Origin of the sequence: Variovorax sp. (genome assembly GCF_035634955.1) — a bacterium.
In the GTDB taxonomy this organism is placed as follows: Bacteria; Pseudomonadota; Gammaproteobacteria; order Burkholderiales; family Burkholderiaceae_C; genus Variovorax.
This window is the reverse complement of the sequence record NZ_DASQBZ010000003.1, coordinates 1-20,460: the sequence shown is the minus strand read 5'-3', so window position 1 is coordinate 20,460 and position 20,460 is coordinate 1. Positions and strand designations below refer to the sequence as shown.

Annotated in this window: 23 protein-coding genes; 13 read left to right on the top strand and 10 right to left on the bottom strand. The window is 67.9% G+C overall.

The window, feature by feature from the left end; all coding sequences use genetic code 11:
* Positions 1-66 precede the first annotated feature (66 nt).
* From VES41_RS00505 to VES41_RS00470, 8 genes are all read left to right on the top strand, one after another.
* Complete coding sequence (locus VES41_RS00505; protein WP_324811614.1) at positions 67-972, top strand: LysR family transcriptional regulator; 906 nt, start codon at positions 67-69, stop codon at positions 970-972.
* Positions 973-1,091: 119 nt separating this feature from the next.
* Complete coding sequence (locus tag VES41_RS00500) at positions 1,092-2,231, top strand: ring-opening amidohydrolase (RefSeq protein WP_324811612.1); 1,140 nt, start codon at positions 1,092-1,094, stop codon at positions 2,229-2,231.
* Between the two features lie 16 nt (positions 2,232-2,247).
* A complete protein-coding gene (locus VES41_RS00495) occupies positions 2,248-3,627 on the top strand; it encodes an amidase (protein WP_324811610.1) in 1,380 nt (459 codons plus the stop codon).
* A complete protein-coding gene (locus VES41_RS00490) occupies positions 3,624-4,835 on the top strand; it encodes an NAD(P)/FAD-dependent oxidoreductase (protein ID WP_324811608.1) in 1,212 nt (403 codons plus the stop codon). The genes VES41_RS00495 and VES41_RS00490 overlap by 4 nt, the downstream gene beginning before the upstream one ends.
* 5 nt (positions 4,836-4,840) lie before the next feature.
* Positions 4,841-5,374 (top strand): VOC family protein, encoded by a 534-nt coding sequence (locus VES41_RS00485; protein WP_324811606.1) that lies wholly within the window; start codon positions 4,841-4,843, stop codon positions 5,372-5,374.
* A complete protein-coding gene (locus VES41_RS00480) occupies positions 5,361-6,344 on the top strand; it encodes an ABC transporter substrate-binding protein (RefSeq protein WP_324811604.1) in 984 nt (327 codons plus the stop codon). The genes VES41_RS00485 and VES41_RS00480 overlap by 14 nt, the downstream gene beginning before the upstream one ends.
* The gene (locus VES41_RS00475; protein ID WP_324811603.1) at positions 6,344-7,189 is read left to right on the top strand and encodes an ABC transporter ATP-binding protein; all 846 of its coding nucleotides are present in this window, start codon (positions 6,344-6,346) and stop codon (positions 7,187-7,189) included. The genes VES41_RS00480 and VES41_RS00475 overlap by 1 nt, the downstream gene beginning before the upstream one ends.
* On the top strand, positions 7,186-7,947 hold the full coding sequence (locus VES41_RS00470) for an ABC transporter permease (RefSeq protein WP_414718977.1): 762 nt from the start codon (positions 7,186-7,188) through the stop codon (positions 7,945-7,947). Before VES41_RS00475 ends, VES41_RS00470 begins: the two co-directional genes overlap by 4 nt.
* A gap of 101 nt (positions 7,948-8,048) precedes the next feature.
* Here the strand turns inward: VES41_RS00470 and VES41_RS00465 are convergent, their stop codons facing one another.
* The 9 genes from VES41_RS00465 to VES41_RS00425 all read right to left on the bottom strand — a co-directional run bounded on the left by VES41_RS00465 (position 8,049) and on the right by VES41_RS00425 (position 15,445).
* The gene (locus VES41_RS00465) at positions 8,049-8,468 is read right to left on the bottom strand and encodes a F0F1 ATP synthase subunit epsilon (RefSeq protein WP_324811599.1); all 420 of its coding nucleotides are present in this window, start codon (positions 8,466-8,468) and stop codon (positions 8,049-8,051) included.
* 124 nt (positions 8,469-8,592) lie between these two features.
* A complete protein-coding gene (gene atpD / locus VES41_RS00460; protein ID WP_324811597.1) occupies positions 8,593-10,008 on the bottom strand; it encodes a F0F1 ATP synthase subunit beta in 1,416 nt (471 codons plus the stop codon).
* 57 nt (positions 10,009-10,065) lie between these two features.
* Positions 10,066-10,941: a F0F1 ATP synthase subunit gamma gene (gene atpG / locus VES41_RS00455; protein WP_324811595.1), complete on the bottom strand. Its 876-nt coding sequence runs from the start codon at positions 10,939-10,941 to the stop codon at positions 10,066-10,068.
* A 38-nt stretch (positions 10,942-10,979) separates the two neighbouring features.
* The gene (gene atpA, locus VES41_RS00450; RefSeq protein WP_324811593.1) at positions 10,980-12,533 is read right to left on the bottom strand and encodes a F0F1 ATP synthase subunit alpha; all 1,554 of its coding nucleotides are present in this window, start codon (positions 12,531-12,533) and stop codon (positions 10,980-10,982) included.
* A gap of 38 nt (positions 12,534-12,571) precedes the next feature.
* Complete coding sequence (locus VES41_RS00445) at positions 12,572-13,102, bottom strand: F0F1 ATP synthase subunit delta (protein WP_324811591.1); 531 nt, start codon at positions 13,100-13,102, stop codon at positions 12,572-12,574.
* A 25-nt stretch (positions 13,103-13,127) separates the two neighbouring features.
* On the bottom strand, positions 13,128-13,598 hold the full coding sequence (locus VES41_RS00440; protein WP_324811589.1) for a F0F1 ATP synthase subunit B: 471 nt from the start codon (positions 13,596-13,598) through the stop codon (positions 13,128-13,130).
* A gap of 74 nt (positions 13,599-13,672) precedes the next feature.
* Positions 13,673-13,936: a F0F1 ATP synthase subunit C gene (gene atpE, locus VES41_RS00435; protein WP_165402373.1), complete on the bottom strand. Its 264-nt coding sequence runs from the start codon at positions 13,934-13,936 to the stop codon at positions 13,673-13,675.
* A gap of 65 nt (positions 13,937-14,001) precedes the next feature.
* Entirely contained in the window at positions 14,002-14,871 is an 870-nt protein-coding gene (gene atpB / locus VES41_RS00430) for a F0F1 ATP synthase subunit A (protein ID WP_324811587.1), read from the bottom strand.
* A gap of 19 nt (positions 14,872-14,890) precedes the next feature.
* Positions 14,891-15,445 (bottom strand): ATP synthase subunit I, encoded by a 555-nt coding sequence (locus VES41_RS00425; RefSeq protein ID WP_324811585.1) that lies wholly within the window; start codon positions 15,443-15,445, stop codon positions 14,891-14,893.
* Between the two features lie 171 nt (positions 15,446-15,616).
* Between VES41_RS00425 and VES41_RS00420 the strand changes: the two genes are divergently transcribed.
* The 5 genes from VES41_RS00420 to VES41_RS00400 all read left to right on the top strand — a co-directional run bounded on the left by VES41_RS00420 (position 15,617) and on the right by VES41_RS00400 (position 20,222).
* Positions 15,617-15,919 (top strand): YbeD family protein, encoded by a 303-nt coding sequence (locus tag VES41_RS00420; RefSeq protein WP_324811583.1) that lies wholly within the window; start codon positions 15,617-15,619, stop codon positions 15,917-15,919.
* A gap of 5 nt (positions 15,920-15,924) precedes the next feature.
* On the top strand, positions 15,925-16,620 hold the full coding sequence (lipB, locus tag VES41_RS00415; protein ID WP_324811581.1) for a lipoyl(octanoyl) transferase LipB: 696 nt from the start codon (positions 15,925-15,927) through the stop codon (positions 16,618-16,620).
* 72 nt (positions 16,621-16,692) lie between these two features.
* Positions 16,693-17,673, top strand: coding sequence for a lipoyl synthase (lipA, locus tag VES41_RS00410; RefSeq protein ID WP_324811579.1), 981 nt, complete (start codon positions 16,693-16,695; stop codon positions 17,671-17,673).
* A 76-nt stretch (positions 17,674-17,749) separates the two neighbouring features.
* Positions 17,750-19,312 carry a class I adenylate-forming enzyme family protein gene (locus VES41_RS00405; RefSeq protein ID WP_324811577.1) on the top strand — a complete coding sequence of 521 codons (1,563 nt, stop codon included), beginning with the start codon at positions 17,750-17,752 and terminating at the stop codon, positions 19,310-19,312.
* A gap of 22 nt (positions 19,313-19,334) precedes the next feature.
* On the top strand, positions 19,335-20,222 hold the full coding sequence (locus tag VES41_RS00400; RefSeq protein ID WP_324811575.1) for a DMT family transporter: 888 nt from the start codon (positions 19,335-19,337) through the stop codon (positions 20,220-20,222).
* Here VES41_RS00400 and VES41_RS00395 read toward each other — a convergent pair.
* On the bottom strand, positions 20,185-20,460 hold a 276-nt coding region (locus tag VES41_RS00395; RefSeq protein WP_324811573.1), incomplete at its 5' end, for an ATP-binding protein. The genes VES41_RS00400 and VES41_RS00395 overlap by 38 nt on opposite strands.

Below are 20,460 nucleotides of genomic sequence, written 5' to 3'. Positions count from 1 at the left end.
TGCGACGCGACGGCGTGTGCGCCGCCGCCTACGCGCGGGCGACGCGCCGGCACAATGGGCGCACCCATGCTTCATCCGCCCCGCGCTTTCGTCTACCTGGATGCCGTCGCCCGCGCCGGCTCGATCCGCAAGGCGGCCGAGAACCTGCATGTGGCCTCGACGGCGCTCAACCGGAAGATCCTGGAGATCGAGGCCGAGATCGGCACGCCGTTGTTCGAGCGCCTTCCGCGCGGCGTGCGCCTGACGGCGGCGGGCGAAGTCCTGCTGGCCACGGTACGGCGCACCCTGGGCGACCTGCGGCTGGCCGCCTCGCAGGTCGAGCAGTTGCGCGGCCTGGTGCGCGGCGTGGTGCGAATCGGCTGCGCCGAATCGGTGTCGACCGACCTGGTGCCCGGCGTCATCGCGCAGTACCAGCGTGCGCATCCGGGCGTGCGGTTCCAGGTCGCCTCGGGCGTCACGCCGCGGCTGGTGCAGCAGTTGCTCGACGACGACGTCGATCTGGCCCTGGTGCACGACCCGCAACCGTCCGAGAGCCTGCGCGTCATCAGCGCCATCGACCAGCCGCTGTGCGCCATGCTGCGGCCGGACCATCCGCTCGCCGGCCGCGCCAGCCTGCGCCTGGCCGAGTGCCAGGGCTATCCGGTGGCACTGGGCGACCACTCCTTCGGCAGCCGCCGCCTGCTCGACGCGCTGATCGTCCGGTCGCGCCTTCAGTTCGACGTGGTGCTCGAAGCCAGCGCGGTGCAGACCCTCAAGGAGTTCACGCGCCAGACCGGCGCCATCAGCTTCCAGTTCCAGATCGGCACGCTGCGCGAGCAGGCCAGCGGTGAACTGGTTTCCATACCGCTTGACGATCGCAGCCTCGCCGGCAGCCAGCTGGTGCTCGCCGGGCGCGAAGGACGCATGCTGCCGATCGCAGCGCTGTCGTTCCAGGAAGCCCTGGTGAACCGGCTGGCAGACCTGACCGCCTGAGCGGACCGCCTGCCTGCCGCGGCGGCACTGCACACAATTTGCGCTCGCTCCGAGACAAACATTGCGCTGGAAGTGTGCGCAAATGAAATTCATACTGCCTGCAATTGTTGCAGCGCACCATGAATTCCACTTCTTTCTTCCCGTCCGGCGAACTGCGCGAGCGGCTCCTCGTCCACCGGCTCGACATGGCGCATCCGGGCGACGTCTCGTCCCTGGCAGCCCTGCTCGAGGCCGGCGAGCTCGCCGCCGGCGATGTGGTGGCGGTGATCGGCAAGACGGAAGGCAACGGCGGCGTGAACGACTTCACCCGCGGCTATTTCACGCAGTCGCTGATGGGCCTGCTTGCCCGCTACACCGGGCAGCCCGCCGAGGCACTGCAGCGCCGCGTGCCGTGCGTCCTGTCTGGCGGCACCGAGGGCGTGCTCAGTCCGCACTACGTCATCTTTGCGCGCCGGCGCGAGGCCGCTGCCGGCGCGGCTGGCGCGCTGGCCGTCGGCACAGCCTTCAGCGACCCGGTGCCGGCTCAGGACGTCGGGCGCTGGGCGCAGGTCCGGGCCGCGGCCGCCGCCGTGCGGATGGCCATGCGCCAGGCCGGCATCGAGCACCCCAAGGACGTGCGCTTCGTGCAGCTGAAATGCCCTTGCGTGACCTCGGCGCGAGCGCAGGCGGCCGAACTTGCCGGCCGGACGGTACGAACCGCCGACCCCGCGCGCTCCATGGCCTTCGCCCGTGCGGCCGGCGCGTTCGGCGCTGCGGTGGCGCTGGGCGAACTGCCGGACGATCCGGGCCTCGAGTCGGCCATGCTGTCGGACTTCAATCTCCGCTCGGACCGTGCCAGCGTCTCGTCCGGCGTGGAAGTCGACGCCGTCGAAGCCATAGTGCTGGGCCACAGCGCGCTGTGGCAGGGCTCGCTGCGAATGGCCTGCGCGCCGATGCGCGACGCACTGGACATTGCCGGCGTCGGCAACGCGTTGCAGGCGCTGGATCTTGCGGCCGCCCCGCAGTTGGACGGTGCGCAGGCGACGCGCGTGGCAGCGGTATTCGTCAAGTGCGAACCCGACCGGCGCGGGCGCGTGCGCGGCGCCCGGCACACGATGCTGGACGACACCGACATCGATGCGCAGCGGCACATCCGCGGCGCGGTGGGCGGCCTGGTCGCCGGGGTGCTGGGCGACACGCGGCTGTTCGTGTCGGGCGGGGCCGAACACCAGGGCCCGGATGGCGGCGGCCTGGTCGCGGTGATCGCCGATGCCGGTTGAGTCCGCTCCCTGGCGCATGAGCGCCGAAGCGCTCGCCCGGGCTTACGCCGACGGCAGCCTGTCGCCCGTGGAGGCGCTGCGAAGCGTGCATGCCCGCCTGCACGCGTGCAACCCGCGACTGAACGCGGTGATCGCCGTCGACGAAGCGGCCGCGCTGGCTCAGGCACGCGCCAGCGAAGCGCGCTGGCGCCTGGGCGCCCCGCTTTCCCTGCTGGACGGCGTGCCGCTGTCCGTCAAGGACAACATCGCCGTGCGCGGACTTCCCTGCACCTGGGGCAGCCAACTGTTCGCCCGCCACGTACCGGCCGCGGACGAATCGCCGGTGGCGCGGCTGCGCGCTGCCGGCGCGGTGCTGCTGGGCAAGACGAACGTCCCGGAATTCACCTTGCAGGGCTACACCGACAACGCGCTGCACGGCACGACCCGCAATCCGTGGGACACGTCCCTGACGCCCGGAGGTTCGAGCGGCGGCGCGGTGGCCGCAGTGGCGGCCGGCATCGGCCCGCTGGCATTGGCCACCGACGGGGGCGGCTCGATCCGCCGTCCGTGCGCATACGCCGGCCTGGTCGGCCTCAAGCCGGGGCGTGGGGTGGTGCCGCGCGCCGACGGACTTCCGGAGCTCCTGCCAGGCCTGGAAGAGATCGGCCCGGTCGCCCGCACCATGGCTGACCTGGCCCGCATCCTGCTCGTGATCGCACCGCAGATGCACGGCACCTCCTTTCCCCCACCGCTGACGCGCCCGCTTCGCCTGGCGTACTGGCGCAGCGTCGGTGCGAGTCCGGTCGACCCGCTCATCCTTGCCCGCACCGACGAGGTGGCGCAACAGTGGCAGGCGATGGGCTGCACGGTCGTCGAGCAAGCGTCGCCGCCCGAGGTCGAGCAGTTCAACCAACTGGCCTGGCCGGTGATCGCCGGCGCCGGCCTGGCCGCAGTCATCGACGGGCTGGCGCCCGCATCGGAGCAGGCGCTGACGCCTGCGCTGGCGCAGATGCTGGCCCAGGGCCGTGCGCGCAGCGCCGTCGAACTGCATCAGGCGCATGCGCACCGACGGGCGCTGGCGGCCGCGCTGGAGCGGGTGTTCACCGATCACGACGTGCTGCTGTCCCCCGCCTGCGCCGCGATGCCCTGGCCGGCAGGAGAAAGTCATCCCGGGCAGATCGCGGGCCAGCCCGTGGACGGCCGTGGCCACGCCGTGTTCACCGCCTTCGTCAACGGCGCCGGCTTGCCGGCACTGGCGCTGCCCTGCCGGCCTTCGGACGAAGGCTTGCCGATCGGGTTCCAACTCGTCGGCCCGGCCGGCAGCGACGCGCTGCTGTGCGCGCTCGGACAGGCGTGGGAGGACGCGGCAGGCCCGGCGTGGCGGTGGCCGGAACTGCAGGAGGACGCATTCGCATGAAGATCGTGATCATCGGCGCCGGCGTGGCCGGTGCCATCCTTGCGCGCCGCCTGGCGCTGTTGCCCGGCGTGGAGCTGCACTGCCTGGAAAAGGTGGGCGCGAACGACCATTCCGAGGCCGGCACCGGACTGAACGTCGGCCCCAACGCAATCAAGGCCCTGCGCCTGCTCGACGCGGAACTGGCGGCGCAGGTCGAGAACGCCAGCCTGCCGTGGGCGCGATGGGACATCGCTCTGACCGATGGCACGAGCCTGATGTCGCTGCCGCTGGCGCAGGTGGCCGACAACCCCGGCATCCGCATTCGCTGGTCGGAGCTGTATCGCGTGCTGCGCCAGGGCGCGGGCGCCGCGATCCACTACGACTGCACATTGGAATCGGTCGAACGCGACGCGGTCGACGGCCGGCGGACGCGCGTGCGCTATGTGCAGGACGGCCAGCGCAAGACGATCGACGGTATCGACCTGCTGATTGGCGCGGATGGCCGTTATTCGGCGGTGCGGCGCACGTTCGCAGGCGCGCCAGAACCGCGACACATCGGCGTGGCGATCCTGCGCGTGCTGGTGCCGGACACCAGCGCCGGGCTGATCGACGACTACGGCCAGTGGTTCAACGGCTGCCATCGCCTGCTGGCCTTCCGGGTGCCGCCCGCGCATGTGTACATCGCGGCCACTCATCCGGTCGAGCCGGGCGCGCCGGTGCGCGACGAGTGGAAGACCGAGGCGGCCGTACGGGCTACGTACCAGCCGGCGCACCGGCCGCCGAGCGCGCAGGTGCAATGGCTGCTCGACGCCTTGTGCGCCAACCTCGATGACGCTCATTGGGCACGCATGCAGGAGGCACCCATCCGCTACGCGGAGCCCGATGCCGGCGTTCTCTATGTCGGCGACAGCGCGCACGCCATGGCACCGACGCTCGGGCAAGGTGCGACGCAGGCCGTGGAGGACGCCTGTGCGGCGGCCCTGATCATCGAAGGCGCCGCCGCGGCCGGGCAATGGGATGTGCGCCAGTGGCTCGCGCAGATCGTGCGGGCGCGCGAGTGGCGGATGCGCTTCGTCATGTCGCTGTCCGTGCGCGCCACCGACACCATGCTCGACGGCTGCGATCCGGTGCAGGGCACGCGGTGGAAGACCGAGGCGCCGTTCCTGTCCGACCTGAGTTGCCTGTTTCGCGACGTGGCGCTGGGCCACGAGACACCGCAGAACGCCTGAACGCCATGGACAACGCCATCACCCACGGACTGTTCCACCTGGCCATCAAGACTGCGGACCTGGCGCTCACCCGCGCCTTCTGGACCGGCGTGATCGGGTTGCGAGAGGTGGCACGGCCGGATTTCGGCTATCCCGGCGCGTGGCTCGCATGCGGCCAGCCGGGGGGCCAGGCCATCATCCACATCTATGCCGGCGGCCCGGCGCTGGGCGGCGCCGCGACGGTCCCGCTGGGCAGTGCGGCCATCGACCATGTCTCGCTGGCATGCAGCGGCTACCACGCATACATCGCGCGCTTTCGCGCAGCGGGACTCGCCTGGCGCGAGTTCCTCGTGCCCGGAACCTCGCTGTGGCAGCTGTTCGTATACGACCCCAGCGGGGTTCAGCTGGAGCTCACCTTCGAGGGCGCGCTTGAACGCGGCGCCGCCCCGGACCTCTCTGCTCACCGCATCTACCGGGCCGGCGAATCCTTCTTCGACCCGAATCGCTATCCCGCACTGATTCCCATGAAACCCGGAGCCCCCAGCCATGCAACGCACTGATTTTCTTCGCCTCGCCATCCGGGCCGCCGCCGCCTTCGCGCTGGCGCTGCCCTTCACCGCGGCGCAGGCTGCCGACAAGGTGAAGTTCGGCGTGTTTCCGTCGAGCGCGGCGCTGCCCTTCTACATCGCACAGAACCGCGGCTGGTTCAAGGAAGCGGGCCTGGAAGTCGAGGAGGTTCCGATGACCAGCCATCCGCTGACCGTGCAGGCGCTGGTCGCGGGCAGCATCGACGGTGCCGCGAACCTGGTCACGCTCGAAGGCGCCAACATGGAGGCCCGCCGCCCCGGTACGCTCAAGTACATCTCGCTCAATGGCCAGAACAGCGAGCACGTGATCGAGCAATTCGTCGTCAAGTCCGGCAGTCCCGCCAAGTCGCTCAAGGATTTCAAGGGCGGCTTCAAGCTCTTTTCGGCGCCCGGTCCGGCCAACATCGGTGCGGCGCGCGCCGTGCTGAAAAAGGTGGGCCTGGTGGAAGGCAAGGACTTCACCATCCAGGAGCAGCAGATCGGCGTGCATCTGGGCGCCCTGCAATCGGGCAACTTCGACGGCGGCTATACGCTTGAGCCGGCGGCCACCATCATGGTGGCGCAGAACATCGGGCGCCGGGTCGAGACCGGCGTGATCGCCACCTATCTTCTCGGCCGCAAGGAGGCGTCCGCCTTTGCAGCCGGTGCTGTGCTTGCCGACAAGTTCATGGCCGATCGGCCGGATGTCGCCAGGCGCTTCGCCGCCGTATGGACGCGCGGCGTCGCGGCAGCGCAGACCGATTCGAGCACCCGCGGCTACCTGGTGCAGGGCATGAAGGTCCCGCCCGAACTGGCGGCGACGGTTCCGCTGCCGCGCATCGTGCCCGTGGGTGATCTGAGCGCGGCCGACTGGGCGGACTTCCAGAAATTCCTCGACATCGGCACGGAACTCGGGGTGATCAAGGACAGGATCGACGCCAGGTCCGTGTCCAAGGCCCTGTGATGCGCGGGATGACCATCGACCCGGCTCTAACCGGCACGCCCGGCAACGTCGGCGCGCCGGCCGCGGACGGCGTGCGGCGCTGGTTCGCGCCGGGCACGCACATCACGATCCGCGGCCTGAGCAAGCGCTTCGGCGACGCGCAGGTCTACGATGGATTCGACCTCGACATACCGCACGGGAAGGTCACCTCGGTCTTCGGCCCGAACGGCTGCGGCAAGAGCACGCTGATCAACATGATCGCCGGGATCCTGCCGTTCGACAGCGGCGAGATCCTGTTCGAGGGCAAGACAGCGCGCGAGACGCGCATCGGCTATGTGTTCCAGAATTACCGCGAGGCCGTCTTCCCCTGGCTGCGGGCGATCGACAACATCCGCTATCCGCTGCAGTACCTCGGCCTGGCCAAGGGCGAGCGCGAGGAGCGGATGGATCGCCTGCTGCAGGCCTTCGACGTGAAGCTCGACCTGTCGCGCTATCCCTACCAGATGTCCGGCGGTCAGCAGCAACTCGTGTCGATCATGCGCGCGCTGGTCGTGGAGCCCGAAGTGCTCTTCCTGGACGAGCCGTTCTCCGCGTTGGACTACGAAATGGTCATGTTCCTGCGCGACCGCCTGCAGAAGGTGCTGGTGGAGCGGCGCGTGACGACGCTGCTCGTCTCGCATGACCTCGACGAGGCCGTGCTGCTGGCCGACCAGGTGTTGCTGCTCACCAAGCGTCCGACCCGGGTGGCCGACAACCTGCGCTTCGACGCGCCTCGCCCGCGCACCGCCGCGACGACGGTGACGCCGGGCTTCATCGCGCTCAAGTCCGAGGCACTCGAGATCTTCCAGCGCGAGGTGCGGCGATGAAGCCGGGCTTGTCCGCCAGACTTCGCCCCCTGTGGGGCATGGCCGCGCTGGTGGCGGTGTGGGCCCTCGTGCATGCCACGAAGGCGGTCGACCCGGTCTTGCTCCCATCGCCCATGGAGGCGCTGCAGGCCTTCTGGAACGGCCTGGCGGGTGGCTCGCTCTGGGGCGACTTCGAAAAGACGATCGTGCGTACCGTCCTTTCGTTCCTGATCGCGCTAGCGATCGCGGTGCCGCTGGGCATCGTCCTGGGCGCCAACGAGAAGATCTACGAAGGAATCGAGTTCGCCATCGACTTCTTCCGCTCGACCCCGGCCTCGGCCATGTTCCCGCTTTTCCTGGTGCTGTTCGGCGTCGGCGAGCGGACCAAGATCGCCGTCGCGGCCTTCGGCGCGGCGCTGGCCATCCTGTTCAACGTGGCCTATGGCGTGATGAGCGCGCGCAAGCAACGCCAGCTTGCCGCGAGGGTGATGGGTGCGCCACGCTGGCGCGTCCTGACCGACGTCACCTTGCTGGAGTCGATGCCGCAGGTGTTCGTCGGCATGCGTTCGGGCGTGTCGATTGCGCTGGTCATCGTCATTGTGGCGGAGATGTTCATCGGCTCGACCGACGGGCTCGGTCAACGCATCATGAATGCGCAGACCATCTTCGACATGCCGGACATGTATGCCTCGATCTTCGCCGCCGGCCTGCTGGGCTACGTCATGAACCTGGTCTTCCTGGTGGCCGAACGTCGCTTCGTCCATTGGGGTGGCAAGTAAGCGGCCAGCCGCGCCGCGCTCGTCAAAATGAAAAAGCCGCCCTGACAGGCGGCTTTTTCACGTGGTGGTCATTTGTTGGCGGCCCCTCGGCCGGCGCCCGATCACTTCTTCGGGCGGAACTTGCGCAGCGCGGCGATCTGTGCGGCCATCACGGCCAGTTCGGATTGCGCCATGGCGATGTCGATCTCGCTCTTGGCATTGCGCAGCGCTTCCTCGGCGGCGGCCTTGGCGCTCTTGGCCTTCTCCTCGTCGAGATCCTTGCCGCGGATGGCGGTGTCGGACAGGACGGTGACGGTATTGGGCTGCACCTCGAGGATGCCGCCGGCAACGAAGACGAACTCCTCGCCGCCGTCCGCCGTCTCGATGCGCACGGCGCCGGGGCGGATGCGGGTGATCAGCGGCGTGTGGCGCGGATAGATGCCGAGCTCGCCGGCTTCACCGGGCAGCGCGACGAACCTGGCCTCGCCCGAGAAGATCGACTCCTCGGCGCTGACGACGTCCACGTGAATGGTGTTGGCCATTTGCTTTCCTTGTGTCTGAAGAAGGACGGATGAGCAAGCAGACGGGAGGGCCCGTCAGGCGCCGCGCACAGCCGCATACATGTACGGCAGGCACGGCAACCACGCGGGCTGCCCGATAAGCCGCTCAGGCGACCTTCTTCGCCTTTTCGAACGCTTCGTCGATCGTGCCGACCATGTAGAAGGCCTGCTCCGGCAGATGGTCGCACTCGCCGGCGACGATCATCTTGAAGCCACGGATGGTTTCGGACAGCGGCACGTACTTGCCGGGCGCGCCGGTGAACACTTCGGCCACGTGGAACGGCTGCGACAGGAAACGCTGGATCTTCCGGGCGCGGGCCACGGCCAGCTTGTCTTCCGGGGCCAGTTCGTCCATGCCGAGAATGGCGATGATGTCGCGCAGTTCCTTGTAGCGCTGCAGCGTGCCCTGCACGGAGCGGGCAACGCCGTAGTGCTCCTCGCCGACCACGTGCGGGTCGAGCTGGCGGCTGGTCGAGTCCAGCGGATCCACGGCCGGGTAGATACCCAGCGACGCGATGTCGCGCGAGAGCACCACGGTGGAGTCCAGGTGGGCGAAGGTGGTGGCAGGCGACGGGTCGGTCAAGTCGTCGGCCGGCACGTACACGGCCTGGATCGAGGTGATCGAACCGACCTTGGTGGAGGTGATCCGCTCCTGCAGGCGGCCCATTTCCTCGGCCAGCGTCGGCTGGTAGCCCACGGCCGAGGGCATGCGGCCCAGCAGTGCGGACACTTCGGTACCGGCCAGCGTGTAGCGGTAGATGTTGTCCACGAAGAACAGCACGTCACGGCCTTCGTCGCGGAACGACTCGGCAATGGTCAGGCCGGTCAGCGCCACGCGCAGACGGTTGCCCGGGGGCTCGTTCATCTGGCCGTAGACCATGGCCACCTTGGACTCGGACAGGTTCTCCTGCACGACGACCTTGGAGTCCGACATCTCGTGATAGAAGTCGTTGCCCTCGCGGGTACGCTCGCCCACCCCGGCAAACACCGAAAGGCCCGAGTGCGCCTTGGCGATGTTGTTGATGAGCTCCATCATGTTCACGGTCTTGCCCACGCCGGCGCCACCGAACAGGCCCACCTTGCCGCCCTTGGCGAAGGGACAGACCAGGTCGATCACCTTGATGCCGGTTTCCAGCAGCTCGGTCGACGGCGACAGTTCGTCGTAGGCCGGCGGCTTGCGGTGGATGGAGGCGGTGAGCTCCTGGCTCACGGGGCCGCGCTCGTCGATCGGACGGCCCAGCACGTCCATGATGCGGCCCAGCGTGGCCTTGCCCACGGGCACCGTGATGGGGGCGCCAGTGTTGGCCACGGTCAGGCCGCGGCGCAGGCCGTCGGACGAACCCAGCGCGATGGTACGCACCACGCCGTCGCCCAGCTGCTGCTGGACTTCCAGGGTCAGGCCGCCGCCTTCGAACTTCAGGGCGTCGTACACCTTGGGCATCTGGTCGCGCGGGAACTCCACGTCCACCACGGCGCCGATCACCTGGACGATCTTGCCTTCAACTGCGTTTTCTTGAGCCATCTTCTGCTCCGATAAGTATTTGATTCTGTAGAGGACCGGTCGCCTGCGGCGTATCCGTCACTCCCCGGTGGCTGCGGCTGCGCCCGCGACGATCTCGGACAGCTCGGTCGTGATGCCGGCTTGGCGGGTCTTGTTGTAGACCAGCTTGAGCTCGTTGATCACGTTGCCCGCGTTGTCCGTGGCGGCCTTCATGGCCACCATGCGCGCGGAGTGTTCCGAGGCCATGTTCTCGGCGACGGCCTGGTAGACCAGCGATTCCACGTAGCGCACCAGCAGCTCGTCGATGACGCTCTGCGCATCCGGCTCGTAGATGTAGTCCCACGAGGGCTGCCCCTTCTCGACCTGCAGCGAATCCGCCGCCAGAGGCAGCAGCTGTTCCACCACCGGCTCTTGCTTGATGGTGTTGATGAACTTCGTGTAGCACAGGTGCACCGCCGAGAGGCGGCCTTCCGCGTACGCGTCCAGCAGGGTCTTGACCGGGCCGATGAGCTTGTCGAGGTGCGGCGTGTCGCCCAGCTGGGTGACATGCGCGACCACTCGCGCGCCCACGCGGTTGAGAAAGCCCAGGCCCTTGGAGCCGATGGCAACCGTCTCGATGGCCACGCCCGCGGCCTGAGCCTCGCGCATCCGGGTGGTCACGGCCCGCAACACGTTGGTGTTGAGGCCGCCGGCCAGTCCCTTGTCGCTGGTCACGACGATGAAGCCGACGCCCTTGGACTCGTTGGCCTTCATGAAGGCGTGCGTGTACTCGGGGTTCGCCTGGCCCAGATTGGCCGCGATGTGGCGGATGCGTTCGCTGTACGGACGTGCGGCGCGCATGCGCTCCTGCGCCTTGCGCATCTTGGAGACCGAGACCATCTCCATGGCCTTGGTGATCTTCTTGGTGTTCTCCACCGATTTGATCTTGCCGCGAATTTCCTTGCCAGCTGCCATAGATACTCCTTGGGCTCCTTAGCTTGCGCGTTGCCGCGTCAGGCGAAGGACTTCTTGAACGCGGTGATGGCGGCCGTCAGTTCGGCTTCCGCGTCCTTGTCCATGGCCTTGGCACTGTCGATCTTCGCGATCAGTGCGCCATGGCTGGTCTTGAGGAACTGGTGCAGCCCGTGCTCGAAGGGCAGCACCTGCTTGATCTCGAGGTCGTCCATGAAGCCCTTGTTCACCGCGAACAGCGATGCGGCCATCAGCGAGATGGGCAGCGGGCTGTACTGGGCCTGCTTGAGCAGTTCGGTCACGCGGGCACCGCGGTCGAGCTGCTTGCGGGTGGCTTCGTCCAGGTCGGAGGCGAACTGCGCGAAGGCGGCCAGTTCGCGGTACTGCGCCAGGTCGGTACGGATACCGCCGGACAGGCTCTTGATGACCTTCGTCTGGGCCGACGAGCCCACGCGCGACACCGAGATACCGGCGTTGATGGCGGGGCGGATGCCGGCGTTGAACAGGTTGGTTTCCAGGAAGATCTGGCCGTCGGTGATCGAGATCACGTTGGTCGGCACGAACGCGGACACGTCGCCGGCCTGCGTCTCGATGATCGGCAGCGCGGTGAGGGAGCCGGTCTTGCCCTTGACTTCGCCCTTGGTGAAGGCTTCGACGTAGTCGGCATTCACGCGCGCGGCGCGCTCGAGCAGGCGGCTGTGCAGGTAGAACACGTCGCCGGGATAGGCTTCGCGGCCCGGCGGGCGGCGCAGCAGCAGAGACACCTGGCGGTAGGCCACGGCCTGCTTGGACAGGTCGTCATAGATGATCAGTGCATCTTGGCCACGGTCGCGGAAGTATTCACCCATCGTGCAGCCCGAGTAGGCCGACACGTATTGCATGGCGGCCGAATCGGAAGCAGCAGCTGCCACGACGATGGTGTATTCCATCGCACCGGCCTGCTCCAGGGAGCGCACCACGTTCTTGATCGACGACGCCTTCTGGCCGATGGCGACGTAGACGCAGACCATGTCCTGGCCCTTCTGGTTGATGATCGTGTCGATCGCCACCGCGGTCTTGCCGGTCTGGCGGTCGCCGATGATCAGCTCGCGCTGGCCGCGGCCGACGGGCACCATGGAGTCGATCGACTTCAGGCCGGTCTGCATCGGCTGGTCCACGCTCTGGCGCGCGATCACGCCCGGGGCAACCTTCTCGATGACGTCGGTCATCTTGGCGTTGATCGGACCCTTGCCGTCGATCGGCTGGCCCAGTGCGTTCACCACGCGGCCGATCAGCTCGGGGCCGACCGGCACTTCCAGAATGCGGCCGGTGCACTTGACCGTGTCGCCTTCGGAGATGTGCTCGTACTCGCCCAGAATCACGGCGCCGACGGAGTCGCGCTCGAGGTTCAGCGCCAGGCCGAAGGTCGGAGTGCCGTCGGCGGTGGCCGGGAACTCCAGCATTTCGCCCTGCATCGCGTCGGAAAGGCCGTGCACGCGCACGATACCGTCCGTCACCGACACCACGGTGCCTTCATTGCGGATGTTGGCGCTGACGCCCAAGCCCTCGATGCGGCTCTTGATCAGTTCGGAGATCTCTGCGGGATTGAGTTGCATGACTCTTTCCTTTGCTTTCTTTCAAGGAGCTGCCGGCCTCAGGCCGTCAGCACGACTTTCATTTGTTCGAGGCGCGCCTTGACGGAGGTGTCGAGCACCTCGTCACCCACCACCACGCGGACGCCGCCGATCAGCGACGGATCGAGCGACACGGACAGCTTGAGCTTGCGGCCGAACCGCTTCTCGAGTGCCGCGCCCAGTTGGGCCAGCTCGGCGTCCGGGATCGGGAAGGCGCTTTGCACCAGCGCGTCGGACACGCCGCCCTGGGCATTGGCCAGCACGCGGAACTGCCGAGCGATCTCGGGCAGGGCCGCGAAGCGCCCGTTGTCCAGCACCGTGGCGAGGAAGTTGGTCGCCGCGGCGGGAAGCTGGGAGCCGGCCACCCCGGAGATCACGCCCATCACCTGTTCGGCCGTGGCCTTGGGGTTGTCGGCGAGCGCCTTGAGCTGCGGATCGGCCGCGATCGCGGCGACGCGATCGAGCCAGGCGGTGGTGCCGCCCAGATCCGACGCGGATGCGTCGAACAGCGCTTCCGCGTACGGGCGGGCAATGGTGGCGAGTTCTGCCATGGGGGTCCTTCTGCCTCGGGGCTCGTTACAGCTCGGTCTGCAGGCGGGAAAGCAGGTCGGCGTGAACGCCGGCGTTGACTTCCTTGCGCAGGATCTGTTCCGCACCCTTGACGGCCAGCGCAGCAACCTGCTCGCGCAGGACTTCGCGGGCCTTCACGGCTTGCTGGTCTGCCTCCGCGCGGGCGGCGGCAATGATCTTGTTGCCTTCTTCCGTGGCGCGGGCCTTGGCGTCCTCGATGATGGACTGGGCATGGCGCTCGGCGTCGGCCAGGCGTTGTTGCGAGTCGTTGCGCGCCTGGCTCAGTTCGGCTTCGACGCGCTGGTTGGCGGCGCTCAGCTCGGCCTTGGCCTTGTCGGCAGCAGCCAGACCATCGGCGATCTTCTTGGCGCGCTCATCCAGCGCCTGGGCGATCGGTGGCCAGACAAATTTCATCGTGAACCCGACCAGGATCAGGAACACGATCATCTGGACGATCAGGGTACCGGTAATGCTCACTTTTCACCCTCTCTTTGGGAATGGGCCCGAAGACGCTCCCGAAGGTTTGACACAGGTCGACAGTCGCCGGCCGATTACTTGGCGACGGCTGCGATCTGCGCCAGGAACGGGTTGGCGGTGGCGAACCACAGGGCCACACCGGTACCGATGATGAACGAGGCGTCGATCAGGCCGACCAGCAGGAACATCTTGGTCTGCAGTTCGCCCATCAGCTCGGGCTGGCGTGCGGCCGATTCCAGGTACTTGCTGCCCATGATGCCGATGCCGACGCAAGCGCCGAAGGCGCCAAGACCGATGATCAGGCCGGCGGCCAGGGCAACAAAGCTGATAACTTCCATGATGACTCCTAAGGGACTTTGGTTGACGAGAAAAAAAAGAAAGGAAAAACGAAAGCGGTAAACGATCAGTGGTGGTCGTGTGCCTGGCCGATGTACACCAGCGTCAGCATCATGAACACGAAGGCCTGCAGCGTGATGATCAGGATGTGGAAGATCGACCAGATGGTGCCGGCGATGATGTGGCCGATGGCAAGCAGGATGCCCGTGCCCGACAGGCTCCAGGCGCCGCCCATCAGCGCGATCAGCAGGAAGATGAGTTCGCCGGCGTACATGTTGCCGAACAACCGCATGCCGTGCGAGATCGTCTTGGCGACGAACTCGATGATCTGCATCGCGAAGTTGAAGGGATACAGCGCCCAGTGGTTGCCGAACGGCGCGGTGAACAGCTCGTGGATCCAGCCGCCCAGGCCCTTGATCTTGACGTTGTAGAACAGGCAGATCAGCAGCACGGCGACCGACAGGCCCATGGTCACCGACAGGTCGGCGGTGGGCACCACGCGCAGGTAGGCATGGTGCGGATCGTGGCCGGCGGCGCCGTAGAACTTGGCCCACAGCGCGGGCAACAGGTCCACCGGCAGCAGGTCCATCGCGTTGAGCATGAAGATCCAGACGAACACGGTCAGCGCCAGAGGCGCGACGAACTTGCGGCTGGTGGCGTTGTGCACGATGCCCTTGGCCTGCTGGTCGACCATCTCGACCAGGACCTCGACCGCCGCCTGGAAGCGGCCCGGCACGCCGGACGTCGCCTTGCGCGCACCCAGCCAGAGCAGCCAGCAGCCGATCACGCCCAGCAGGATCGAGAAGAAGATGGAGTCAAAATTGAAGACGGTGAAGTCGGCAATGCTTCCGGGCTTGGCGCTCTGGTAGTGCGTCAAGTGGTGGATGATGTATTCACCCGCGCTTTGCCCTTGTTCTGCAGCGTTCTCAGCAGCCATCTGTTACTCGTTCAAAAAGTTACCCGCGCCGCTTGCGTCCCGGGGCGACGATCACCGTCAACCAGTACGCCTGCATCGCGACCACCAAGCCCGCCAGCATTGCCGGCCAGCTCAGCGCCGTGACCAGCCTCGGGGCAGCGAACAACATCGCCACCGTCAAGGCCAACTTGACCAATTCCCATACAAAGAACCCCAGCATCGCCGTGCTGGCGTTCAGGGACGCCAGGCGCCCCGTCAACCCGCGGGCAAAAACCGCCGCCGGAATCACCACCGACAGCGCGCCATACCCGGCGGACCAACCTACATTCTTTTGCCCCGTCAGGCCCCAGGCGACCAGCGCCACCAGGAGACCCGCCACGATTTGCCCCAGGATGACCCGCCACGGCGAGATCTGGGGACTGCGCTCGCGCAACTCGTGCGCCTCCTCGGCGCTGAGTCGCTTGAAACCTGCGTCAGGATCTTCCTTGGGCTGCCAGTCGTCCCATTCCTTTTCGGTGATGGGCTTCGGCGGGGCTTTTGGCCCCTTGCTCAGGCTCTCCTTCGGGTTCTGTGCGGCGGGGGCGGTTTTTGTCATTGGAGTCGTGCCCTCACTCTGATCCGCGCAGAACTTGTCCGCAAATTTCACAAAGCCATTGATTATAAGTAAAAACCCATGAGGCCCAGCCCGGCGTGCGCCCCGGCCGCTTGGAATGTCGCGCATTGGCCCCATGTCGACTTGTTAGACCCTTGACCCAGGAACTCGAGCATGAGCACACCGACCCCTCCCGAAGCACCCGCCACCGATCCGCGCAAGGACTCGCTCATCGAGTACCCCTCGAAGTTTCCCATCAAGGTGATGGGGCTCAACGCCGACGGGTTCGTCACGGCGCTGACGCACGTCGCGAAGCAGTACGACCCGGAGTTCGACGCATCCACCGTGGAGTTGCGCGACAGCAAGGCCGGCAAATACCTGGGCGTGACGCTCACCATCACCGCGACCAGCCGCGAACAGCTCGACGACCTGTACCGCGCGCTGTCCTCGCACCCGATGGTCAAGGTCGTCCTCTGAGCGCGATGGACGGGCCCGCGGCAGCCAGCGGCTTCGAGTCCCGCCTGCTTGGGCGCGTCGACTATGCCGCCACCTGGCAGGCCATGCGCGAGTTCACGCTCGCGCGCGCCGACGGTGCGCCGGACCAGCTCTGGATCTGCGAGCACGCGCCGGTCTTCACCCAGGGGCTGGCCGGCAAGGCCGATCACCTGCTCGCACCCGGCGACATCCCGGTGGTGCAGACCGACCGGGGCGGCCAGGTGACCTACCATGGCCCGGGGCAGGTCGTGGCCTACCCGCTGATCGACCTGCGCCGTGCCGGCTATTTCGTCAAGGAATACGTCTACCGGATCGAGGAATCGGTGATCCGCACGCTGGACCACTTCGGCGTGACCGGCCACCGGGTGGCCGGCGCGCCCGGCATCTACGTGCGGCTCGACGACCCTTTTTCGCATGCGGCGCTGACCGGCCCGGCGCCGGCCGGCGACCCGTTCCGCGGCCTCGGCAAGATTGCCGCGCTGGGCATCAAGGTCAGCCGCCATTGCACCTACCACGGGGTGGCGCTGAACGTCGCGATGGACCTGGAACCCTTCGGCCGGATCAACCCTTGCGGGTACAGCGGGCTGAAAACGGTCGATCTTTCTACAATCGGGGTCCAGGTCGCCTGGGAGGAATCCGCCCACGTGCTGGGCAGCAAGCTGCTTGCCTACCTGGAGCCCTGATCCCGCCATGAGCCCCCGCCCGGCCGCCCCGAAGGGAGCTCGCACCGCAGTGCGAAGCACGAAGGTTATTGAATGAGCACCCCAGAAGTCGTCCGCGAGGCGCAAAGCGCCGCCGAATACAACCCGCTGGCCAAGCAGAAGGCCGCCGCCAAGCTATCGCGAATCCCGGTCAAGGTCGAGCACGGCGAAGTGCTCAAGAAGCCCGAGTGGATCCGCGTTCGCGCCGGCAGCCCGACCACGCGCTTCTACGAGATCAAGAAGATCCTGCGCGAAAGCAACCTGCACACCGTGTGCGAGGAAGCTTCGTGCCCCAACATCGGCGAATGCTTCGGCAAGGGCACCGCCACCTTCATGATCATGGGTGACAAGTGCACCCGCCGCTGCCCATTCTGCGACGTCGGCCACGGCCGGCCGGACCCGCTGGACAAGGACGAGCCGCTGAACCTGGCGCGCACGATCGCGGCGCTGCGGCTCAAGTACGTGGTGATCACCAGCGTCGACCGCGACGACCTGCGCGACGGCGGCAGCGGCCACTTCGTCGACTGCATCCGCCATGTGCGCGAACTCTCGCCCGAAACCCAGATCGAGATCCTGGTGCCCGACTTCCGCGGCCGCGACGACCGTGCGCTCGAGATCCTCAAGGCCGCGCCGCCGGACGTCATGAACCACAACCTGGAAACCATCCCGCGCCTGTACAAGGAAGCGCGCCCGGGCAGCGACTACCAGTTCAGCCTGAACCTGCTCAAGAAGTTCAAGGCGCTGCACGCCGGCGTGCCGACCAAGAGCGGCCTGATGGTCGGACTGGGCGAGACCGACGAGGAAATCCTGCAGGTCATGCGCGACATGCGCGCGCACGACATCGACATGCTGACCATCGGCCAGTACCTGGCGCCCAGCAACAGCCACTTGCCGGTGCGCCGCTACGTGCACCCCGACACCTTCCGGATGTTCGAGGAAGAGGCCTACAAGATGGGCTTCTCGCACGCGGCGGTCGGCGCCATGGTGCGCTCGAGCTACCACGCCGACCAGCAGGCGCACGCGGCCGGCGTCTGAGGCACCGGCCGCGCGGCCGCCTGCCCGGCGCGTGGGTGACAGCGCACGGGGACGCGGCGGATGTAGGCTTGCGCCCATGAGCGACGCCCTCTCCCTTGCCCTTTCCCAGGACTTCGGCCTGATCGCCGACCTGGTCCGCCTGCATGCCGCCGGACGCCCCGACGCACCTGCCTTGCGCGACGAGCGCGACACGCTGACCTGGTCGCAGCTCGACCGCCTGATGGACCGCGTGGCCGCTGCGCTGCAGGCCGCCGGCTTGTCCGTGGGCGACGCGTTGGCCGTCTGCGCCACGCCGTCCGTGCGCTACGCCGCCGTCTTCCTGGGCGCCTTGCGCGCCGGCGTCGCGGTGGCGCCGCTGGCGCCGAGCTCGACCCCGCAGAGCCTGGCGCGCATGGTGCAGGATGCGGACGCGCGGCTGCTCTTCCTCGACGGCACCACCCGCGCGCTGCTGCAGGAAGTGCCCGCGGCCGTTTCTCGCGTCGCGCTGGACGACCAGCCGCAAACCCAGGAGCAGGCCCTCGCCGACTGGCTGGCACCCGATGGCAGCCGGCCGGCGCCGGCCGCCATCGCCCCGGCCACACCGTTCAACATCATCTATTCCTCCGGCACCACCGGCGAGCCCAAAGGCATCGTGCAAGGCCATGGCATGCGCTGGGCCCATGTACGGCGCGGCGCCAGGTACGGCTACGGGCCGCAGTCGGTCACGCTGGTGTCGACCCCGCTGTACTCCAACACCACCCTGGTGGTGTTCTTTCCGACCATCGCCTACGGCGGCTGCGCCGTGCTGATGTCGAAATTCGACGCCGGCCGCTACCTGCAACTGGCGCAAGACCTGCACGTGACCCACACGATGCTGGTGCCGGTGCAGTACCAGCGGCTGATGGCGCATCCGGGATTCGAGAGCTTCGACCTGAAAGCTTTCCAGGCCAAGTTCTGCACCAGCGCGCCCTTTTCCGCCGCGCTCAAGGCGGACGTGCTGGCCCGGTGGCCCGGCGGCCTGATCGAGTTCTACGGCATGACGGAAGGCGGCGGCACGTGCATCCTCGAGGCGCACGCGCATCCGGACAAGCTGCACACCGTGGGCCGGCCCGCCGAAGGCAGCGACATCCGTCTGATCGACGAGGCGGGCCGCGAGGTCGCGCCCGGCGAAGCAGGCGAGGTGGTGGGCCATTCGGCGGGCATGATGGTCGGCTACCACGGCCAGCCCGAAAAGACGCGCGAGGCCGAGTGGTTCGATGCGCAGGGCAAGCGCTTCATCCGCACCGGCGACATCGGGCGCTTCGATGTCGACGGCTTCCTGACCTTGTTCGACCGCCGCAAGGACATGATCATCAGCGGCGGCTTCAACATCTATCCGAGCGACCTGGAGGCAGTGCTTCGCGAGCACCCCGCCGTGCTCGATGCCTCGGTGATCGGCATTCCGAGCGCCGAGTGGGGCGAGACCCCGGCGGCCTTCGTCGTGCTCAGGCCCGAGGCCGCGGCGACGCAGGCCGAGACGCTGCGCGAATGGGCCAACGCGCGCGTGGGCAAGACCCAGCGCATCGCGCGGATCGCCTTCATCGACGAACTGCCGCGCAGCGCCATCGGAAAAGTGCTCAAGCGCGAACTGCGTGAGCGACTGGCCGACGCCCCGCGCTGAAGGGGCGCCCGCCGCGCCTGCGATGACCACTCCAGCGACCGACACCCGTGCCGCGCCCGACGCCGCCGCAACCCTGTACGCGCTTGGCGCGATCGCGCTGTGGGCCACGCTCGCCTCGCTCGGCACCGCGCTGGCGCACCTGCCACCCTTTCTCCTGACCGGCCTGTCGCTGCTGGTGGGCAGTGTGCTGAGCTGGCCGGCCGTGTGGCGCGACCGAAAGGCCTGGGCGGTGCCGCCGGCGACGCTCGCGCTGGGCGTGTACGGGCTGTTCGGGTTTCACTTCCTGCTGTTCATCGCCCTGCGCATCGCGCCGCCTGTAGAGGCCAACCTGGTCAACTACCTGTGGCCATTGTTCATCGTGGTGCTCGCTCCCCTGCTGTTGCCGGGCGTGCGCCTGCGGCCGGTGCACGTCGTAGCCGCCCTGCTCGGCTTCGCCGGCGCTGCCATTGCCATCCTCGGCGCGCGCGGCGACGCCGGACCGGCGGCGGACGGACGCTCGATGTGGGGCTTCGTGCCGGCGCTCGCCTCGGCCTTCATCTGGGCCAGCTACTCGCTATGGACGAAGCGGGTGCGGCATTTCCCGACCGCGGCCATCGGCCTGTTCGGCCTGGTTTCCGGCTTGCTTGCGCTGGCCTGCCACGCGTTGCTCGAACCCGCGGCGAAGCTCACGGTGGAGGACGGCATGCTGGTGCTGCTGTGCGGCCTCGGCCCGCTGGGCGCCGCCTTCTACCTGTGGGACAAGGCGCTCAAGGGCGGCGACGCGCGCAGCATCGGCATCCTGAGCTACATCACGCCGCTGGCATCGACGGCGCTGCTGCTGGTCGTCACGGGCCGGCCGCTCAATTTAGGCATCGCGCTGGCAGCCGGCATGATCATCGCGGCGGCCATCCTGGGTACGCGGGCGCGCTGACGTCGGCCGGCGCGGCTTGGCGCGAGCCCGCCTGCGCGCCCGCCTGGGCGAGCTGCGCGAGGGGCAGGCGCACCACGGCCGACAACCCAGGGTGCGCATTGCGCAGCTCGAGTCTGCCGCCGTGGGCCTGCGCTACCAGCGCGCACAGGTACATGCCCAGGCCCACGCCGCCGGTCGCGCGGGCGCGCGCACTGTCGCTGCGGTAGAAAGGCTCGGCCAGTCGCGCGAGCTGGGCCTC

Coding starts and splice junctions, on each gene's coding strand:
- atpA (WP_324811593.1), bottom strand. CDS start 12,533: ATGCAACTCAATCCCGCAGAGATCTCCGAACTGATCAAGAGCCGCATC.
- VES41_RS00420 (WP_324811583.1), top strand. CDS start 15,617: ATGAGCACACCGACCCCTCCCGAAGCACCCGCCACCGATCCGCGCAAG.
- atpG (WP_324811595.1), bottom strand. CDS start 10,941: ATGGCAGCTGGCAAGGAAATTCGCGGCAAGATCAAATCGGTGGAGAAC.
- VES41_RS00400 (WP_324811575.1), top strand. CDS start 19,335: ATGACCACTCCAGCGACCGACACCCGTGCCGCGCCCGACGCCGCCGCA.
- VES41_RS00500 (WP_324811612.1), top strand. CDS start 1,092: ATGAATTCCACTTCTTTCTTCCCGTCCGGCGAACTGCGCGAGCGGCTC.
- VES41_RS00495 (WP_324811610.1), top strand. CDS start 2,248: ATGAGCGCCGAAGCGCTCGCCCGGGCTTACGCCGACGGCAGCCTGTCG.
- VES41_RS00465 (WP_324811599.1), bottom strand. CDS start 8,468: ATGGCCAACACCATTCACGTGGACGTCGTCAGCGCCGAGGAGTCGATC.
- VES41_RS00485 (WP_324811606.1), top strand. CDS start 4,841: ATGGACAACGCCATCACCCACGGACTGTTCCACCTGGCCATCAAGACT.
- VES41_RS00490 (WP_324811608.1), top strand. CDS start 3,624: ATGAAGATCGTGATCATCGGCGCCGGCGTGGCCGGTGCCATCCTTGCG.
- atpE (WP_165402373.1), bottom strand. CDS start 13,936: ATGGAAGTTATCAGCTTTGTTGCCCTGGCCGCCGGCCTGATCATCGGT.
- VES41_RS00445 (WP_324811591.1), bottom strand. CDS start 13,102: ATGGCAGAACTCGCCACCATTGCCCGCCCGTACGCGGAAGCGCTGTTC.
- VES41_RS00505 (WP_324811614.1), top strand. CDS start 67: ATGCTTCATCCGCCCCGCGCTTTCGTCTACCTGGATGCCGTCGCCCGC.
- VES41_RS00470 (WP_414718977.1), top strand. CDS start 7,186: ATGAAGCCGGGCTTGTCCGCCAGACTTCGCCCCCTGTGGGGCATGGCC.
- lipA (WP_324811579.1), top strand. CDS start 16,693: ATGAGCACCCCAGAAGTCGTCCGCGAGGCGCAAAGCGCCGCCGAATAC.
- atpB (WP_324811587.1), bottom strand. CDS start 14,871: ATGGCTGCTGAGAACGCTGCAGAACAAGGGCAAAGCGCGGGTGAATAC.
- VES41_RS00405 (WP_324811577.1), top strand. CDS start 17,750: ATGAGCGACGCCCTCTCCCTTGCCCTTTCCCAGGACTTCGGCCTGATC.
- VES41_RS00475 (WP_324811603.1), top strand. CDS start 6,344: ATGCGCGGGATGACCATCGACCCGGCTCTAACCGGCACGCCCGGCAAC.
- VES41_RS00425 (WP_324811585.1), bottom strand. CDS start 15,445: ATGACAAAAACCGCCCCCGCCGCACAGAACCCGAAGGAGAGCCTGAGC.
- lipB (WP_324811581.1), top strand. CDS start 15,925: ATGGACGGGCCCGCGGCAGCCAGCGGCTTCGAGTCCCGCCTGCTTGGG.
- VES41_RS00480 (WP_324811604.1), top strand. CDS start 5,361: ATGCAACGCACTGATTTTCTTCGCCTCGCCATCCGGGCCGCCGCCGCC.
- atpD (WP_324811597.1), bottom strand. CDS start 10,008: ATGGCTCAAGAAAACGCAGTTGAAGGCAAGATCGTCCAGGTGATCGGC.